We start from the raw sequence: 17,380 nt of genomic DNA, 5'->3' as shown, positions 1-17,380 counted from the left end.
GTAATGCGTCGGTGGCGTGTCTCGTGATAGCAAGGGCGATCTGGTCGAATCGCATCGAGGGGCGCCAAGGTGATGCGGGAGCCGTGGATTCGCCCGCTTAACGGTTGAGCCGGCGTTTGCTTTTCGCGTATAATATGTTGCGAGCCGCAGGGAGCTGCTAACTCCCCACGGCTCTCGAATCGCTTCGGCGGTTTGGCTTTTTCTTAGGGCTCCCTATCCTTTCGGACTGGGAGCTTCTCTATTATTACCGCGACGAGCGCGATAACGCTGGAGATCAGCTCGACGGCCGCCGTAATCAAAGCCAAATCGGTCATGGCGTCCACCTCCTCCCGTTTTTCCCTTCGTCGGGGGCATGGGTGGAAAGGGGCGTGGAGCCTCGCCGCCTGGTGATCCGTCCCTCTATGATAACGTCCCGGCCTAGCGTGCAGATGACGTGCGTCCAGCGCGGAGCTCGCGCGTTTCTTCGCGGTTCCGGCGCGGATCTTGCATGGATCTAGCGCGGGCCTTGCATGGATCTAGCGAGAATCTAGCACGGATCCAACGTGGAGCTTGCATGCATCCAGCGGGGATCCAGCGCGGCGGTTGCGCTGCCGCTCCGACGGAGCCCTCCGGGGGGGGGGTCAGACCGCGATCTTTCGTTGTCCGGCGTAGGTGCTTTGGAGCGGGTCGTTATATGCCTATATGCCGCTCGTCTAACATTTAACGTTTTTCGTTACCTGCTTGTTGTATTTATACAACAAGTCGCTATAATCTTAACGGTGATAAGCGAACATTGATTTGAGGGCTACCTTGGCTATCCGTTTGGATCGATCTGGGGAATGCCTTCGAAGAACTCAGATAGAGTCATATCGAAGCCGTTTGCGATCTTCGCAAGGTTTTGCAAGGTGACATTGCGCTGACCAACTTCTATCGATGCCAGGTACGTGCGATCCATGCCTATTTTATTGGCAAATCGCTCTTGGCTGACATCGCAGGCAGCGCGAAGGTCCTTGATCCGTAACCCGACTTTTATTTGAAGAGTATTTCGCATTATCGCAGCGTATCGTGGGTGTTGTATAGATAACAACGGACTATATACAACATTGTACGAAACGTAAGGAGAGCGATGGGCAATTGATGCCCATTTACTTTCGAAATAGTTGTTGTATATAAGCAACAACCAAAGCATCTGGAAGGATGCGTACATATCTTTTGATGGCGCAATCGTCGCTAAGCGCGTTTCGCTGATCGAAAAGAGGATGAATAGCTGCACGGGCCTTTTCGGTCGATCGTCGAAAGTCGACAGTGCGCAGCTATTCATCCTCTTTTCTTTTGGCGAAATTCGGTGCGAGCGTGGCGGGAAAGGGGAGCAGCATGTGGTACGTGGCGCAAGTGCAAGCAGGACGCGAGTCGTCGACGCTTGAGATGTGCAAAAAACTGGTGCGCCCATCCGCCATGGAGGATTGCTTCATGCCCGAGTACGAGGTGCTGTGGAAGATACGCGGGGAGTGGCGCCTGGTGAAGCGCTTGCTGTTCCCGGGGTACCTGTTTTTCGTGACTGGCGATGTGGATGAGCTGCATAAGGACCTGCTGGGCGTTCCCATGCCTATTAAGTTGCTGGGCAATGAGGAGAACTCGTTCTTTCCGCTGACAGACAAAGAGCGTGATTGGTTCCTGTCGTTCATGGACGGCGCTCATGTGGTGCGCATGAGCGAGGGCTATATCGCAGGAGACAAGATTACCGTCACGCGCGGTCCGCTCATGGGCTTTGAAGGCGACATTCGCAAGATCGACCGCCACAAGCGCCGTGCCTACATCGACGTGACGCTGTTCGGTCGTACCGTTCCCGCCAGCGTGGGACTTGAGATTGTGAGGAAGTCCGCATGAGCGAAATCGTCCGACGGGGGGGGGTGCTGACCGCTTGGGTCGCATTATGGATGGCGCTACGCTTTCGGACGAATGCTCGCTTGACCCGGACGAAGTAGGATTCGCTGCAGATGGAGCCGTTCTTTCCGGTACGGAACAGCGCGTAGCGTTCGTCAACAAGCATGAGTTCGAAGTGGGCAGCGCCGAATTCGAACAGGCGTGTCGTGAGAAGGACGCGCGATCAGTGGGGTATCGATGCGTCAAGCGCTTGGTTGATGTCGCGGTGAGCCTGGTGGTCGTGGCCTTTCTCGTGCTGCTCTGGCCTCTTGTCCTGATGGTTCTGGCGGCGGCAGCGGTCTCAGCCCATGCAAATCCGGTGTACGTGCAGAAGCGCGTCGGGCAGTACGGTCGGACGCTCAACATATTGAAGCTTCGCACCATGGTGGGCGATAGCGACGATGTCGAAAAATATCTCGACGGCAATCAGTTGGAGCAATGGCGCAAAGAGCGCAAGGTCGAGAACGATCCCCGCATCACGAAGGTGGGAGCGTTCCTGCGCAAGACCAGCCTTGACGAGATCCCCCAATTCATCAACGTGCTGCTGGGCCATATGAGCATCATCGGACCCCGTCCTGTCTCGATGGAAGAAATTGCGTGGTACGGGGAAGACAAGATGCTCGCGTTGTCCTGTCCTCAGGGAATCACGGGGTGGTGGCAGATAACGGATCGAAATGATGCCGTTTGGGACGATGGCAGTCGTCAGGAAGCGGAGCTGTACTACGTGCGACATGCGAGTTTGAAGTTGGATGCGGCCATTTTCATCGGCACCTTCAAATCGATTACCGAGAAGACGGGAAGGTAGCCTTGTCTGGGGAACGAAATTCTCCCGCGTTCGAGCGGGCGTGTGAGGGCGGCGCTTTGGCCATCGTGCAGGGAACGGTGTTGGAGATGGCCGTTTGCCTTGACGCGATATGCCGCAAGCACGATCTGCGCTACAGCCTTGCTTTCGGATCGCTGATCGGGGCGGTGCGGCACAAAGGGTTCATACCGTGGGACGACGATATCGATGTGCTCATGTTTCGCGATGACCTCGATCGCTTCCTTCGAATCGCTCCTGACGAATTGCCCGATTATTACGAGATTCAGCACTTTTCGTTGGGAAATACGCGACGCTATGTGACGCGAATCGTGGACAACCGCACCCTCATGCGGCTCGATTCGTATGGCGAGCGGAACGATCTTGCCATCTGGCTGGACATTTTCGTCCTCGACGGCATTCCCGACGGGCGTTTCGGTCGCGGCCTTCAGTACCTCCGCATCCTGTGGCATAAGGCGATGTGCGCCTTCGCCTCTTTCGAGGAGACGGTCAACCGATCAAGGCCTGGGCGGTCGTGGTGGCAGCAGGCCATCATCGAATTCTGCTCGATCACCCATTTTGGCAGTTGGATGGATGTTGGTGAGCGCTTGAAGAAATACGACGCTGCTCTCAGGCACTACCGGTGCGCTGAGGGCGAGGCGTGCTTCTGCGGTGTGGGAACGTACTCCGGAGAACGTCAAACGTGGCCTCGAGCTTCTCTTGAGGATCTTGTCGAATACGAATTCGAATCTGCGGTGCTCATGGGGCCGCGTGACTACGATTCGGTGCTTTCTGCAACGTACGGTGACTACATGGCTCCCCCTTCGGAAGGGCATCGGGCTGTCCATAACGTGCAAGTGGTCAAGCATCCGGTGTTCGGTGGCAACGGTGACGAAGAGGATGGAGTGAGTGTTGTCGGCTAAGATGGCGCAGGGAGCGAGAAGCGTGGAGCGCGTATGCGTGGTAGGAAGCGGAACCTGGGGTATCGCGCTTGCCCGGCTCATGGCTTTGCAAGGACACGAGGTTGAGGTGTGGTCCGAAAACGAGAAGAAGTCGGTGCAGTTGGACCGTGAACGGTCGCTGCCCCAGCTTTCCGGTGTGCGCATACCCGAGAGCGTGCGATTCACGGACGATCTCGAGCGTGCCTGCAAAGAGGCGACGGTCATCGTGTGCGCGACGGCGTCTCAATTCGTTCGGGGCATCGCGAAGACGATTGCCCGCGTGGCGGACCCCACTCAGATCATCGTCTGCGCGACGAAGGGAATAGAGGCGGATACCCTCTTCTCTATGACCGCAGTGATCGAGGATGAGTTGACGAAGGCGGGCTCTCCGTGCAATGCGCTTGTCGCCTTCTCCGGCCCTACGCACGCCGAGGAGGTTGCACGCGACATGCCGTCGGCTATTGTCGCGGCGAGCGCCCATCGCGCAGCTGCGCTTCGCGTGCAAAAGGCATTTTCCAACGAGGTCTTTCGCGTCTATGCCGGTTCGGATGTCAAAGGGGTCGAGCTTTGCGGGGCGCTCAAGAACGTGGTTGCACTGGCATCCGGTATGGCTGCGGGTTTGGGGTACGGGGATAACTCGCGTGCTGCGCTCATTGCGCGCGGCATCGCCGAGATGACCCGCCTCGGCGTCGCAGCGGGGTGCGTCGCGGAGACCTTTAGCGGCTTGGCCGGAGTGGGGGACCTGGTGGTTACCGCTTCGAGCGTGCATAGTAGGAATTACCGGGCCGGCTTTCTCATTGCTGGCGGCATGTCTGTCGAGCAAGCGGTCGCCGAGGTGGGCATGGTCGTCGAGGGCTTGAACGCGCTTCCTGCCGCTGTGCAGCTGTCCGCTCGCTACGGTGTGGACATGCCGATCGTCGATGCTGTGCAAGCAGTCGTCAGCGGATGCGCGCGTCCTCAGAACGTGGTCGGAGCGCTCATGACGCGCAAGCTTACCTGCGAGGCGTACGGGCGCAAGCAGAGAACGGTGATGACGTACGGAACGTTCGATCTTCTACATTACGGTCATATCAACTTGCTTCGTCGTGCTCGCGCGCTGGGCGATCGTTTGATCGTGGCGATATCGACCGATGAATTCAACTGGAACGAGAAGAAGAAACGCTGCTATTTCAGCTATGAGCAGCGCAGGACCATGGTCGAAGCGGTCGGCTACGTCGACGAGGTGGTGCCGGAGTCGAGCTGGGACCAGAAGCGCCGCGATATGCATGCCTACGACGTCGATGTGTTCGCCATGGGGGACGATTGGGCGGGACGGTTCGATTTCCTGAAAGAGGAAGGCGTGGACGTAGTCTATCTTCCTCGAACGCCTGAGATATCCACGACGCAGATAAAAACGGACATGTCAAAGGGGAGCGAGAAGTGAGTCCCGTCGAAGATTTTCCCGTTGACGTTGTCGTTACCTGGGTTGACGGATCGGATGAGGGTTGGGCGGCGGAGCGCGCTCGCTACGAGCGGAGCGATTCGTCGATTGCAGATGATTGGGCGAAAGGAGCCATCCGGTTTCGCGATTGGAATACGCTGTGCTACTGGTTCAGGGGGATCGAACAGAACATGCCCTGGGTGCGCTACGTGCATTTTGTCACGTACGGGCATGTTCCGTCCTGGCTGGACGAACGCAATCCGCACCTGCGTATCGTACGACATGAGGATTTCATCCCGAGTCGGTATCTCCCCACGTTCAACTCCCATACGATAGAGCTCAATTTCCATCGTATTCCGGAGCTTGCCGAGCACTTCGTTTACTTTAACGACGATGTGTACGCGCTGCGCCCTCTTGCGAAGAGCGACCTGTTCAAACGAGGCCTCCCGTGCGACTTCGCCGCCTTGAACGCCCCTTCTCGCGATCGGCACAACAAGTTGCTGATGGAGGTGAACAACGTTGCTGTAATCAACCGCCATTTCCGGAAAAACAAGGTGCTGCGGGATCACTTCTTCAAATGGTTCAATCCGAAATACGGTGCAAAGATGCTGAGGACGCTCTGCCTTCTGCCGTGGCCGAGGTTCACCGGATTTATCGAGCAGCATACGGTTCAGACCTTCCTCAAGAGCACGTTCGAGACGTTGTGGAGCGAGGAATATGACGAGCTCGACGCGACATGCTTGACGAAATTCCGCGCGTACGAGAACGTGACGCCCTGGCTTATCCGCGATTGGCAGTTGGTCTCGGGCTCGTTTGCGCCGAGCGATCTGCGCGGCAGGCGCTATTTCAAGCAGTCCATTGACGCCGATATGCTTGCGCAGGTTTTCGGCGGTCAGTACTCCGTCGTATGCATAAACGACGTCGCGACAGCCGAGACTTTTCTTTCGGAGCGGGAGGCGCTTGTGGCTGCTTTCGACGGGCTGTTCCCGAATAAGTCTTCTTTTGAGCGATAAGCCGAGGATGGAGCAGGAGCCACAATGACAGAACATCTGGCAAATCGGGGCGTCGTGGCAACACTGACGTTCCACGAAGCGGTTAACTACGGTGCCGTATTGCAGTCATATGCGCTGCAGCAAGCAGTGCTGAAAACAGGCGTTGAAACAGTGCTGTTGAACTATTCGTGTGACGCGATACAAGCGTCTCATTACTCTGCGGGCAAGGGGATCAAGTCTAAGATAGGCTGGTATGCGCGGTCCCGCTTTCGCAACGTTAAGCATGCGAAATTTGCTGATTTCAGGGCAAATCGTCTCGTTCTGACGGAGCCTGTTCGAAAGAACGAACTCCGCGCGTATAGCGATCGGTTCCGCTTGGTCATTGTGGGGAGCGATCAAGTTTGGAATCCTGCAATCACCGATGGCGATACCTCGTACTTTCTCGATTTTATCGACGATCCGGAACGAAAGGCATCCTATGCCGCCAGTTTGGGGGTCAGAAGCTGGCCCGAGTCGTTTCGGTCTGCCGGAACTCGTCTTGTTCGGGATTTTTCCTTTGTGAGCGTCCGAGAGCAAGGTGCGGCCACGTACCTTCGAAGCGCAGCAGGCGTGGATCCGTGCGTTGTGTGCGATCCGGTCATGCTGCTGTCGAGGGAAGAGTGGGAGCGCATGGCGATTGACCCGCGGCATGCTCGTCCGTATCTTCTGGTATTCGGACTGGGGCGAGTGGATGCGGATTGCTTGCAATGGGCGCGGCGCATTGCCGACCAGCTAGGCGTTGACGTGGTCGTGCTTCATAACGGCGCGTTCGCGTTGAGCGGCGTCACGAACGTGCGGGATGCGGGTCCTGAAGAATTTCTCGGCTGGATCAAGCAGGCTAATTTGATCATCACGAATTCGTTTCACGGAAGCTGCTTCTCCATCTTGTTGGAGAAGCAGTTCTACTGGTTTAGGAGCGCGCAATGCAGTGACGCGCTGAAGACGAGAGAAAGCAGGTTGGAGGATCTTCTTGATGCGTTCGACCTGCGCAGCCGCCAAGTGTCTTCAGGGGATGCGCTTGCGGGTCCCATCGACTACGAACGCGTGACGGGCCGTCTTGAGGAATACCGGCGCGCATCCCTCGATTTCTTGAGAAGGATGCTTCGCTCGTGACAACCGAAACCCAACGTGACGCGCCGGTTACCCTGGCGTTGGTTCTGCTGCTGGCCCCGCCGTTTTTCTGTCAGACCTTGATGAAGTCGACGGCCGTGCAGTGCCTATCGATCTGCCTTGCCGTCGCGTGCTTGACCTTCCGGGTTGCGCGGGGGAGATGCAGGCTTTCGATTCCGAAGCCCCTCATTGCCTTCATTGGGTTCTTCGTTCTGGCGGTGCTGAACAAGAACGTGGATATCGTCACGGGAAGCGGGTTGGCCTGGTTCGCTTTGTTCGGCATGTCCCTCGTAGCGGTCGTGCTTTTGGTCTCGCTGCCGCACGCCGGATGGATTCGCACGGCACTCGTTCTGATAGCGGCGTTTTCCGCATTTCACGCGCTTGTCACGATTGCGACCTGGATGGTTCCCGACCTGTATGATCGATTTATCTACCCGCAGTTTTTTAGCGATAGGCTGACCATCACCGGTCGTGGCTATCGATCGGGGTTCACGGCTCACTACTCGACGAACGGAATCTATCTTGCCCTCGGGGCGTTGGCTTCGTATGCCCTCACAATGGAACATAAGAAAAAGGCGCCTTACCTTGCCCTGCTCGTCTTGATTCTGTTCGCGCTGCTGCTCACGGCGAAACGCGCGCATTTGGCGTTCGGCATCGCGTCGATAGCGGTTTCCTTCGTGGCGATGCGCGGTACGGGGGGAATCGGGAAGCTTGCCGTGGTGGGTGCCGCCGGCGTTCTCGCCTTGTTCGCCGTTTCCTTTATCGCACCCGATGTGCTGTTCGTATTCGATCGGTTTTCCGACGCGATGGAAGACGACACCATGAACGGGCGAACCCCGTTTTACGAGCTCTGCATGTCCATGTGGGGCGATGACCTGCTTTTGGGCAATGGATGGGGCTCTTACACCCAAGCATTCAACGCGAGCTTGCTGAGCTGGTCGTTTTTAGCGCGCGGATTCGAGACGATGAATGCGCACAACGTGTACCTGCAGGTGCTTGCCGAAGAGGGCGTCGTCGGCTTCGGCCTGCTGCTGGCGGCTGCGGTGGGGCTGTTTGCCGCGAGCATGAAACTTGCGAAAGACAGAGAGGCGTTTCGCGGCCATGCTTCGGACGCGTCTATCGAAGGGGCGTTGTCGGGATCGTTGGCCATACAGGCGTTCTTTATCATGTACTGCCTGACCGGCAACCCCTTATACGATATGCAGGTGTACATTCCCTATCTGGTGGCGTGCGGCATGTCGTTGTGGGTGTATCGCAGGCGGTGCTCGGGGCATGCGGGACGGAGCGAGTCGTGCTGAGTCGCTCGAAATCGTTCTTCGGCAATGCCTTTTGGTCGTTTGCCTTGCAGATGGTGAACATCCTCGTCGCCTTTATCGTGCCCCGCGTGGTGATTTCTTGCTACGGCTCGGACGTGAACGGTCTGGTCACTTCGTTGACGCAGTTCGTATCGTATATAAGCCTGGTGGAGGCGGGCATATCGGGGGCTGCCGTGTTCGCGCTGTACAAGCCGCTTGCATCCAAGGACTACGGAGCTGTGAGCGTGGTCGTTTCGGCGGCGAAGCGGTTCTACTATCGATCAGGCTGGATATTCGTGGCCCTTATCGCGGTGCTCGCTTTCGTGTATCCCGTTTTCGTCGACTGCGGCTCCATGGGCAACATCCAAGTTGTCTTGCTGGTGGTTTCGTTGGGCTCGATGGGAGTACTTGATTTTTTCACCTTGGCGAAATATCGCGTGTTGCTCACCGCCTCGCAGCGCAACTGGGTTATTCAGATAGCCACTATTCTGTACAAGGTGCTCTATGCGTGCGTGATTGCGGTGCTTGCTTTTCTTGGCTTCTCGGTGGAAATCGTATACATCGTGGCCATTGCTCCGGTGATTATTCGCTCGGTGATCCTGTCCCTGTACGCCAAATCGAAATTCAAACAGGTGGATTTCTCTGCCGACGACAAGGGGTACCGGCTTGACCAAAGATGGAATGCGTTTTACCTGCAAGTGCTCGGTGCGGTTCAAAGCGGGGCTCCGGTTATCGTTGCGACCTTCGTGCTGCAAGACCTTGCCCTTGTCAGCGTGTTTTCGATCTATCTTCTGGTGGCGAATGGGATTCAAAGCGTGTGCATGTCGTTCATCAACGGTACGCAGGCCTCGTTCGGCGACGTGATCGCCCGGGGGCAGACGGAGACGCTTCAGCGTACGTTCAAAGAGCTGCAAACCATATCGTACACATGCAACGCCCTCATATGCGGCGTCGCTCTCGCGTTGATCAACCCTTTTGTTGGACTTTATACCTCGGGAATCACGGAATTGAACTACGTCTATCCCGCTGTCGGGTTTCTCGCGGTTCTGAACGTGTTTCTCTACCATCTCAAAACCCCTCAAGGATTGCTCGTCGTTGCTTCGGGGATGTATCGAGAGACGCGCATGCAAACGACCATCCAGACGCTCACATTGCTGAGCGGTTCGGTTGTCGGAGGTCTGGTCGCCGGGATGCCGGGAATACTGGTCGGGTGCTGCCTGTCGAATCTGTATCGCGACCTGGATCTGCTGGTGTTCATACCCAAGGTGCTGACGAAAACCCCGATACGCGATACGGCAAAGCGCATGCTCGTGAGCGTCGTGGAATGCGCGTTGATAGCCGCGCCGTTCATAGCGGTTGGGTACTCGGGCGGTAGTTGGGCCGATTGGCTGATAGCGGCTGCGGCCATGCTGGCGTGGGGGTTGCTGGTTTGCATCTCGTGCTGCTGGCTCGCGGAGCGGGAGCAATTCAAAAGCTTGATGACAAGACTGAGGAAGATGCTATGAGCGATAAGGCGAACGGTTTGATCGCCTGCGATCTGGTTTGTTTAGACGTTCCGTCGCCGAAGGGCTTTCGTTCCTACGTGGAATGGCTCGAAGCATGCACAGGGAAGCGCGTTGTCGGATATCGACATCGCGGGCACACCCCTAGGGGTCTATACGAGGAACGGGCGGTGTACGACGATGGGTCGTTCGAGGAGGCGACCGTGCGAACAAGAGCCTGGAAGCGTGTCTGGAACAAGATGATGCTGCGACCGAGCTGCTTGGAATGCGCGTACCACTCGGTCGTTCGTCCCGGCGATCTGTCGATGGGCGATTACTGGGGGGTCGAAAGAGCTCATCCGGGCATCGCTGACGATAGAGGCGTGTCTTGCCTTTTCGCGAACACCGCGAACGGTCTTCGCTTCCTAAAGGGGGCTTCGCATTCGTTGAATCTTGTGGACAGCTCGCCCTCCCTTTGTGCGAACCCAGAACAGCCTATGCTCTGCCACCCGCCTCAAGCATCCCGTTTGCATGATGGGTTTTGGGAAGCGCTGGTGGAGGATGGGTTTGGCGCGGCTTGCGAGAGCGTTGGCGTCCTTGGGGCGAGACGGTCGCTTAAGGATGCGGTGCTTCCTGTTCTTCGGAGCAGGGGCGGGCGAAAGGGGTTCGAAGGAGAGGAGGGCATAGGAATGGATGCGATTATCGATCTTGATCATGTGCGAGACGAGGATTTTCCGCTGGTGTTCGCGGCGAAACATCGCTCAGACGAAGTGCGGGCGAAAAGCTCGTCGGGAGGTATGTTCTATGCGCTCGCCGATTACATGATTGGTCGAGGAGGCGTTGTCTACGGATGCGCGTTCGACGACGATCTCAAAGCCTGTCATGTTCGGTGCGAGACGCTGGAGGAATGCGAACGCTGCATGGGATCGAAGTATTCCCAGAGCGATATGGGTTCGACGATTGCCCTGGTGAGCGCTGATCTCTCCTCGAGTCGGCCGGTCCTTTTCACGGGCACGCCTTGCCAGGTTGACGCCGTGCGCCACGCGTGCGGCGAGATGGGGGAGGGGCTGTTGACTGCTGACCTTATCTGCCATGGCGTGCCGTCCCCCGGCCTGTTCGCCGCGCATCTCCGGTTTCTCGAGCGACGGTTGGGTCGCAAGGTGGTTGCGTACAACCACCGGCCCAAGAATCGCGGATGGAGGCATTGTGAGGCTGTGACGTGCGATGATGGAAACGTTCAACAGGGGAGTCGCATGGTCGAGTCCTGGAAAAGGCTGTTTTACGGAAACAGAATGCTTCGACCTTCCTGTTACGCATGCCCCTACACGACCTCGAATCGTTCTTCCGATGTGACCATCGCTGACTTCTGGGGCATCGAGCGCACGGGGATCGCGGCATTCTCAGACGATTTGGGGGTCTCGCTCGTTCTCGCCAACACCCCGATGGGCTTTGACGCCACGAAGCGTTGCGAGATCGACGCGTGCATATCTTCCTTGGAAGAGGCGCTTCCCGGCAATCCGATGCTGTCGCGTCCTTCATCGTGCGCCCAACCGAGGGAGCTCGTATGGGAGTCGCTTTGCTCGGACGGGTACGACGGCATGATGAAGCGGTTTCGGTTCCTGCCGACGCGGGCTTGGTTCGCGGGAGCACGCGTCAAACGGCTCTTGCATCGTCTTTAGGAGATCGGAGTGCACATGGGATTGTTTTCAGCAAAGAGCGTCGATCTTCGGGGATCGTGGTGCTTGCCGGACAACGACCAATACGCGTATCGCGACGGCACGAGGCTCGATACGTCTTTCGGCTATCACCCTCATCGGTCCACGCGGTTTAGAAACCTCGAAACGGTGGATGCGAAGCGTCGCGGCAGGTTGCCGGAGCTGTACGCGCGGCGCAGCGAATGCTGCGGCTGCAGCGCCTGCGCATTCGCGTGCCCGCAAGGCGCCATCGCGCTGGAGCCCGATGAAGAGGGCTTCGATTATCCGGTCGTCGATGCCGCAGCGTGTATCGGGTGTTCGAGATGCATCGATATCTGCGTGTTTAAGAACAGGAGCGGCGCATGATGGAGTTCGTAGAAAGGCTTGTATGCAAGCTGTACCGGTTGGTGAAGATGGCATTTCTTCGAAGTCGTTACGGATCGAGACTCGATGTCGGGGGTCCGATCAGTTTTCGCAATCCGTTTTTCTGCCGGCTTGGTCCACATGGGCGAATGCATCTTGGGAGAGGTGCGTTCTTCAATTACGGCTGCAAGATAATCGCTCATGAGCATATAGAGATTGGAGACGACTGTCTTTTCGGGCCGAACGTGCAGGTGTTCGATTTCGATCACGGCCATGACCGCTCCGATATCGCTTACAAGAAACAAGGAATGGAAACGAAGCCGGTGACCATCGGCAGCAACGTCTGGCTCGGTGCGAACGTCGTCGTGTTGAAGGGGGTAACGATCGGGGACAACGCTATCGTGGGTGCAGGGACGATTGTATCGCATGACGTTCCGCCTAATGTGACGGTGTACTCCAAGCAGGATACCCGAACCGTGCGTCATTGACGCAAGCGTCGCATTTCGTCCCTTCATCAACCTGCATTTGCAATATTGAGCGCGGTCTGTGTACCCGACTCGGAGGGGCTCGTATGAACGTCGCCATGGATAGGACAGATCATAACATTGCGGCTTTGTTGACTGATGAGGTGAATATGAGGAAATCGACGTTGCCGAAGATGTAAGCGCAAGCAATTCGAAAATGGATGAGATCCCATGCCGGATGGGCGATGTGGCCGCACCCGAGACGACGCGACTAATCCTTGAAAATAATCAATAGGACGAAGATCTCAATTTGCTTGATTCGTATGCGAGAAAGGTGGCAGAACCGAAGAAACATTCCGGCCGTACTGCCCACATCGTGCTTCTTGTGCGTGCAATGCCTGAACTAAAGACGTCTAGATCACCGATTGTTCTTGCTGTTGGCTAGCGCTGTTTCGATATCCATTGAACGGCGGCTCTCGGGAGTCGCACTTTGTCGCTTGTGAGTTCTTCCGGACTTGCCCTTGTGATGTATGAGCGAACGTTTTGATCCGTTGCTGATTTTCATGTTCTTCGGCCGATAAGAGCATTTCGATCAATCGGCGCGTTAATGGATTTCGGCTATTGCGTATATCTTGGATCGCTTTTGGGAATTTCTCTTTGAAGAGAGGATTTGTGATCAAGTGCGCACGTTTATTTATAGAACCTTACCGAAGGATTGATTTTCAGCTGAGTTGGGCTGATCTGAAGAAATATTCCTGATTTTTATGGAACGCGTTGTGCTTTTTTGTCGTAAGCAGCCGTGTTTCTCTCCATTGTTGTGCTTTGCGCGAGCTGTCTCGATGGTGGCGGTGCGCCACGTGTTTTCTGCTAAGTGTCCAAGTTCTTTAGCGCGGTCTCGGTCGTGAGCGCGCAGTAGCCCAGCAGATAAGAAACCAACCGTATGGCGTCGGGCTCGTGCATGCCGCTGTTCGCGAGCGAAAGAGAGAGGGATGCCAGGCCGTTAAGGGTCATGCTGACATCGGCGAGCTCGTCGAGGGCTTCCAGCTTTGTTTCAATTGCGGGTGCTGTCTTGTACATGGTTCCCGGCTCCTCTATAATATTTGAATATTCAAATATTATAGAGGAGTGTGCATGTGAGGTAAAGCTACGGACGAAGTTTTCTCGCAGTCTGGAAAGTGAATTCTGATACCCTGATCAGGTAGGAGGAATTCATGGCGTCTATCCAGTATTTCAAGTTGTTCGACATGCTCGAATGTCGCGGCTACAAGAGAACCGACCTTCGAGAAGAAGTCGGGTTGTCCACCGTCACCATCGCCAAGCTCTCCAAAGGCGAGTCTGTCACCACGGACACGATTCTTCGCATTTGCGAACGCTTCGACGTGCAGCCGGGCGACATTATGGAGTACGTTCCCGACGAGCGTTAAATCCGGGAATCTTTCCGGATTCGTTTTACGCTTCGTGGGGTCTCTCGAGGCGATATCGTTGATTCGCCCGCTTGACGCTTGAACCGGCGTTTGCTTTTCGCGTATACTACGTTGCGAGCCGCAGGGAGCGCTTACTCCCCACGGCTCTCGGATCGCTTCGGCGGTTTGGCTTTTTTGTTTACGGCTCCCTGTCCTTTCGGATTGGGAGCCGCTCCACTATTACCGCAACAAGCACGATAACGCTGGAAAGCAGCTGCAGCGCAGCCGCGAACAAAGCCAAATCGGTCATGGCGTCCACCTCCTCCCGTTTTTTCCTTCGTCGGGGGCATGGGTGGAAAGGGGCGCGGAGCCTTGCCGCCTGGTGATCCGTCCCTTTATGATAGCGCCTCGACCTAGCGCGCAGATGACGTGCGTCCAGCGCGGGTCATCTGCGATTTCTCGCGGTTCCAGCGCGGGCCCAGCGCGGACCTTGCACGGATCTAGCGAGAATCTAGCGCGGATCCAACGCGCATCCAGTGCGCTTCTCGCTCGAATCCAGCGCTCTCGGCTGAACTCGAGCCGCACCTGGGGCGTCGCCGTTCCGATCGCGCGCTCGTCATCGTCGCTCGCCCGGATGGCCGCCTCGCGAATCGGCTCCCAGCCCACAGCTCCCAACCCAGCCCTCGACCCCTCGGCTTGCGGAAATTAACTCCACAACTGCTCGCTTTTTGACATCTTTGCTATAATGACTGGTCGTGTGCATGTATCGGGCGTTTCGGGTGCTTGTACCGTGCGATGAGCGTGCGCTTTCCATGGGGGAACACGCGCACGATCGCTGGCGTTAAGCTGATACAAGAAAACGAGGTTGACATGAACGAACTGCTGTCCCAGCTGTGGACGCCCGAGCTGCAGGCCGCTTTCACCGTGGTCGTGGTGCTGCTCGTCATCCTGTACGTACTCTCTATCGTCTGGGTAGTTCGCGACGCGTACCTGCGCGGATCGTACTGGTACGTGTGGGCTATCGTGGCGCTCATTCCTCTTTTGGGCGTTATCGCGTACTGCCTGCTCCGCCCGCCGCTGCTGCAAATCGACCGTGACGAGCAAGAGCTCGAAATCGCTCTCAAGCAGCGCGAGCTCATGAAGTACGGCGAATGCGCGAACTGCGGCTATCCGGTAGAGGCCGACTTCGTGCTGTGCCCGAACTGCCACCAGCGTCTGAAGAACCTGTGCGGCACCTGCAACCACGCCCTCGATCCCACCTGGACCGTGTGTCCCTACTGCGCCACGCCGGTGTCCGGCGGCCCTCGCGCTCGTCGCGCTCCGCAGCAGCGCCCCGCGCGAACGCAGCAGCCGCAGCAGGCGGCGCCCCAACAGTCGAGGCAGGCACGTCCCGCTCATCCCGAGCAGGGCATGCAATAACATTCTTCGCGTTCATCGAAGCCGCCTCGAACCAGGGGCGGCTTCGTTGTTTCGTCCCAACGGCAGGGTGCGAAAGGCGCGCCCGCCGGGAACCGATCGTGCAGGTGCTTTGTGCGCACCCGGCACAGGAAAGGAACTGCTATGAACATCGTACTACCCGACGGCTCCGTTAAAGAGTTGGCCGAAGGCGCTACCGTTGCCGACGTGGCCGCGTCCATCGGCGCCGGCCTGGCAAAAGCCGCGCTCGGCGGCGTCGTCGACGGTAATGCCGTCGATCTGAGCGCCCCCGTGACCGACGGCGCACAGGTGTCCATCGTGACCGCCAAGAGCCCCGAGGCCCTGGAGCTTCTGCGCCACTCGACCGCGCACGTCATGGCCGCCGCGCTCGTCGACCTGTACGGCGACGTGCAATTCGGCGTAGGACCGGCCATCGAGGACGGCTTCTACTACGACATCAAACTCGACCGCGCGCTGTCGCCCGACGACTTCGCCGCGATCGAGGCGCGCATGGCCGAAATCGTGAAGGCCGATGAACCCTTCGAGCGCCGCGAAGTTACGCGCGCCGAAGCCGAGGAGCTGTTCGCCGGCCAGGCGTTCAAGCTGGAGCTCATCGCCGAGCTGCCCGAGGACGAGACCATCACCACCTACACCATCGGCAGCTTCACCGACCTGTGCCGCGGCCCGCACCTGCCCTCCACCGGCAAGGTGGGCGCGTTCAAGCTGACCAAGCTGGCCGGCGCCTACTGGCGCGGCGACGCCGAGCGCGAAATGCTCACGCGCATCTACGGCACCGCGTTCTTCAAGAAGGCCGAGCTTGAAGAGCACCTGCACAACCTGGAGGAGGCCGAGAAGCGCGACCATCGTAAGCTGGGCCGCGAGCTGGGCATCTACACCATGGATCCCCTGGCGGGCGTGGGCCTGCCCATGTACCTGCCCAAGGGCGCGCGCGTTATCCGCACCATGCAGGAATGGCTGCGCCGCGATCTGTACGACCGCGGCTACGAAGAGGTCATCACCCCGCACGTGTACAACGCCGACGTGTGGAAGACCAGCGGCCATTACGGCTTCTACAAAGAGAACATGTACTTCTTCAACATCAACGAGGGAACCGAGGAAGACCCGCGTTTGACCGAGTACGCCGTGAAGCCCATGAACTGCCCGGGCCACGTCATGCTGTACAAAAACGAGCTTCATTCCTACCGTGACCTGCCTCTGCGCTACTTCGAGTTCGGCACCGTGTACCGCCACGAGATGAGCGGCGTGGTGCACGGCCTTCTGCGCGCCCGCGGCTTCACCCAGGACGACGCGCACGTGTTCTGCACGCGCGACCAGGTGGTGGACGAGGTAGTGGCCATCCTTGACATCGTGGACCACATCATGTCCACGTTCGGGTTCGCCTACGAGGCCGAGATTTCCACGCGCCCCGAAAAGAGCATCGGCACCGACGACATGTGGGAGCACGCCACCAACGCGCTCAAGGAAGCATGCGCGCGCCACGGCTTGGCGTACGACATCAACGAGGGCGACGGTGCGTTCTACGGTCCCAAGATCGACATCAAGGTGAAAGACGCCATCGGCCGTACTTGGCAGTGCTCCACCGTGCAGGTCGACTTCAACATGCCGGAGCGTTTCGGCCTGACCTATCGCACCGAGGACAACACCGAAGAGCGTCCCTGGATGCTCCACCGCGCCATCTTCGGCTCCATCGAGCGCTTCCTGGGCATCCTGATCGAGCACTACGCCGGCGCGCTGCCGTTGTGGCTGGCTCCCGTGCAGGTGGTCGTGCTGCCCATCGCCGACCGTCATAAGGACGCGGCTGCCGACCTGGCCAAAAAGCTCAAGGCGGCAGGCGGTCGCGTGGAGGTGTACGACCAGAACGAGCCCATGCGCGTGAAGATCGCCAAGGCGCAGAGCCAGAAGATCCCGTACATGGTGGTCATGGGCGACAAGGAGATCGAGGAGGGCACCGTGTCGGTCCGCGACCGTCACGAGGGCGACCTGGGCTCCTGGCCGGTCGAGCAGCTGGTCGAGAAGATTCGCGAAGCTGCGCTGTAGAGC

The 17,380-nt window shown here is 57.9% G+C and carries 16 protein-coding genes and 1 pseudogene; 15 read left to right on the top strand and 2 right to left on the bottom strand.

The window, feature by feature from the left end; translation table 11 throughout:
- Window positions 1–793: 793 nt before the first annotated feature.
- Window positions 794–1,300: a helix-turn-helix domain-containing protein gene (locus tag ACTQZK_RS08155; RefSeq protein WP_258552638.1), complete on the bottom strand. Its 507-nt coding sequence runs from the start codon at window positions 1,298–1,300 to the stop codon at window positions 794–796.
- A 53-nt stretch (window positions 1,301–1,353) separates the two neighbouring features.
- Between ACTQZK_RS08155 and loaP the strand changes: the two genes are divergently transcribed.
- The 12 genes and pseudogenes from loaP (at window position 1,354) to ACTQZK_RS08095 (ending at window position 12,524) form a co-directional block, all read left to right on the top strand.
- On the top strand, window positions 1,354–1,866 hold the full coding sequence (loaP, locus tag ACTQZK_RS08150) for an antiterminator LoaP (protein WP_114566993.1): 513 nt from the start codon (window positions 1,354–1,356) through the stop codon (window positions 1,864–1,866).
- A gap of 46 nt (window positions 1,867–1,912) precedes the next feature.
- Complete coding sequence (locus ACTQZK_RS08145) at window positions 1,913–2,707, top strand: sugar transferase (protein ID WP_114567000.1); 795 nt, start codon at window positions 1,913–1,915, stop codon at window positions 2,705–2,707.
- A 2-nt stretch (window positions 2,708–2,709) separates the two neighbouring features.
- Window positions 2,710–3,624: a LicD family protein gene (locus tag ACTQZK_RS08140; RefSeq protein WP_147269865.1), complete on the top strand. Its 915-nt coding sequence runs from the start codon at window positions 2,710–2,712 to the stop codon at window positions 3,622–3,624.
- On the top strand, window positions 3,614–5,065 hold the full coding sequence (gene tagD, locus ACTQZK_RS08135; RefSeq protein ID WP_220149565.1) for a glycerol-3-phosphate cytidylyltransferase: 1,452 nt from the start codon (window positions 3,614–3,616) through the stop codon (window positions 5,063–5,065). Before ACTQZK_RS08140 ends, tagD begins: the two co-directional genes overlap by 11 nt.
- The gene (locus tag ACTQZK_RS08130) at window positions 5,062–6,075 is read left to right on the top strand and encodes a stealth family protein (protein WP_114566991.1); all 1,014 of its coding nucleotides are present in this window, start codon (window positions 5,062–5,064) and stop codon (window positions 6,073–6,075) included. The genes tagD and ACTQZK_RS08130 overlap by 4 nt, the downstream gene beginning before the upstream one ends.
- A 24-nt stretch (window positions 6,076–6,099) precedes the next feature.
- The gene (locus ACTQZK_RS08125) at window positions 6,100–7,206 is read left to right on the top strand and encodes a polysaccharide pyruvyl transferase family protein (RefSeq protein ID WP_114566990.1); all 1,107 of its coding nucleotides are present in this window, start codon (window positions 6,100–6,102) and stop codon (window positions 7,204–7,206) included.
- Entirely contained in the window at window positions 7,203–8,501 is a 1,299-nt protein-coding gene (locus tag ACTQZK_RS08120; RefSeq protein WP_114566989.1) for an O-antigen ligase family protein, read from the top strand. The genes ACTQZK_RS08125 and ACTQZK_RS08120 overlap by 4 nt, the downstream gene beginning before the upstream one ends.
- Window positions 8,495–10,003, top strand: coding sequence for a hypothetical protein (locus tag ACTQZK_RS08115; RefSeq protein ID WP_114566988.1), 1,509 nt, complete (start codon window positions 8,495–8,497; stop codon window positions 10,001–10,003). Before ACTQZK_RS08120 ends, ACTQZK_RS08115 begins: the two co-directional genes overlap by 7 nt.
- Window positions 10,000–10,365 (top strand): annotated as a pseudogene (locus ACTQZK_RS08110) (Coenzyme F420 hydrogenase/dehydrogenase, beta subunit C-terminal domain); the annotation flags it as partial. The gene ACTQZK_RS08115 and the pseudogene ACTQZK_RS08110, both read left to right, overlap by 4 nt.
- A 303-nt stretch (window positions 10,366–10,668) precedes the next feature.
- A complete protein-coding gene (locus ACTQZK_RS08105; protein ID WP_258552633.1) occupies window positions 10,669–11,658 on the top strand; it encodes a Coenzyme F420 hydrogenase/dehydrogenase, beta subunit C-terminal domain in 990 nt (329 codons plus the stop codon).
- A 15-nt stretch (window positions 11,659–11,673) separates the two neighbouring features.
- Window positions 11,674–12,039 (top strand): NADH-quinone oxidoreductase subunit I, encoded by a 366-nt coding sequence (locus ACTQZK_RS08100; RefSeq protein WP_114566986.1) that lies wholly within the window; start codon window positions 11,674–11,676, stop codon window positions 12,037–12,039.
- The gene (locus tag ACTQZK_RS08095; RefSeq protein WP_114566985.1) at window positions 12,036–12,524 is read left to right on the top strand and encodes an acyltransferase; all 489 of its coding nucleotides are present in this window, start codon (window positions 12,036–12,038) and stop codon (window positions 12,522–12,524) included. Before ACTQZK_RS08100 ends, ACTQZK_RS08095 begins: the two co-directional genes overlap by 4 nt.
- Window positions 12,525–13,367: 843 nt before the next feature.
- Here ACTQZK_RS08095 and ACTQZK_RS08090 read toward each other — a convergent pair.
- Window positions 13,368–13,577: a hypothetical protein gene (locus ACTQZK_RS08090; RefSeq protein ID WP_114566984.1), complete on the bottom strand. Its 210-nt coding sequence runs from the start codon at window positions 13,575–13,577 to the stop codon at window positions 13,368–13,370.
- Between the two features lie 134 nt (window positions 13,578–13,711).
- On the opposite strand from ACTQZK_RS08090, the gene ACTQZK_RS08085 reads away from it, so the two are divergent.
- The 3 genes from ACTQZK_RS08085 to thrS all read left to right on the top strand — a co-directional run bounded on the left by ACTQZK_RS08085 (window position 13,712) and on the right by thrS (window position 17,377).
- Entirely contained in the window at window positions 13,712–13,924 is a 213-nt protein-coding gene (locus tag ACTQZK_RS08085; protein WP_114566983.1) for a helix-turn-helix domain-containing protein, read from the top strand.
- 849 nt (window positions 13,925–14,773) lie between these two features.
- On the top strand, window positions 14,774–15,322 hold the full coding sequence (locus ACTQZK_RS08080; RefSeq protein ID WP_114566982.1) for a zinc ribbon domain-containing protein: 549 nt from the start codon (window positions 14,774–14,776) through the stop codon (window positions 15,320–15,322).
- A gap of 141 nt (window positions 15,323–15,463) precedes the next feature.
- Entirely contained in the window at window positions 15,464–17,377 is a 1,914-nt protein-coding gene (gene thrS / locus ACTQZK_RS08075; protein WP_441899256.1) for a threonine--tRNA ligase, read from the top strand.
- The last annotated feature ends 3 nt before the right edge of the window (window positions 17,378–17,380 follow it).

Origin of the sequence: Paraeggerthella sp. LCP19S3_G8, from assembly GCF_052119225.1 — a bacterium.
Taxonomy (GTDB): domain Bacteria; phylum Actinomycetota; class Coriobacteriia; order Coriobacteriales; family Eggerthellaceae; genus Paraeggerthella; species Paraeggerthella hominis.
This window is presented reverse-complemented; position numbering and strand designations above follow the sequence as displayed.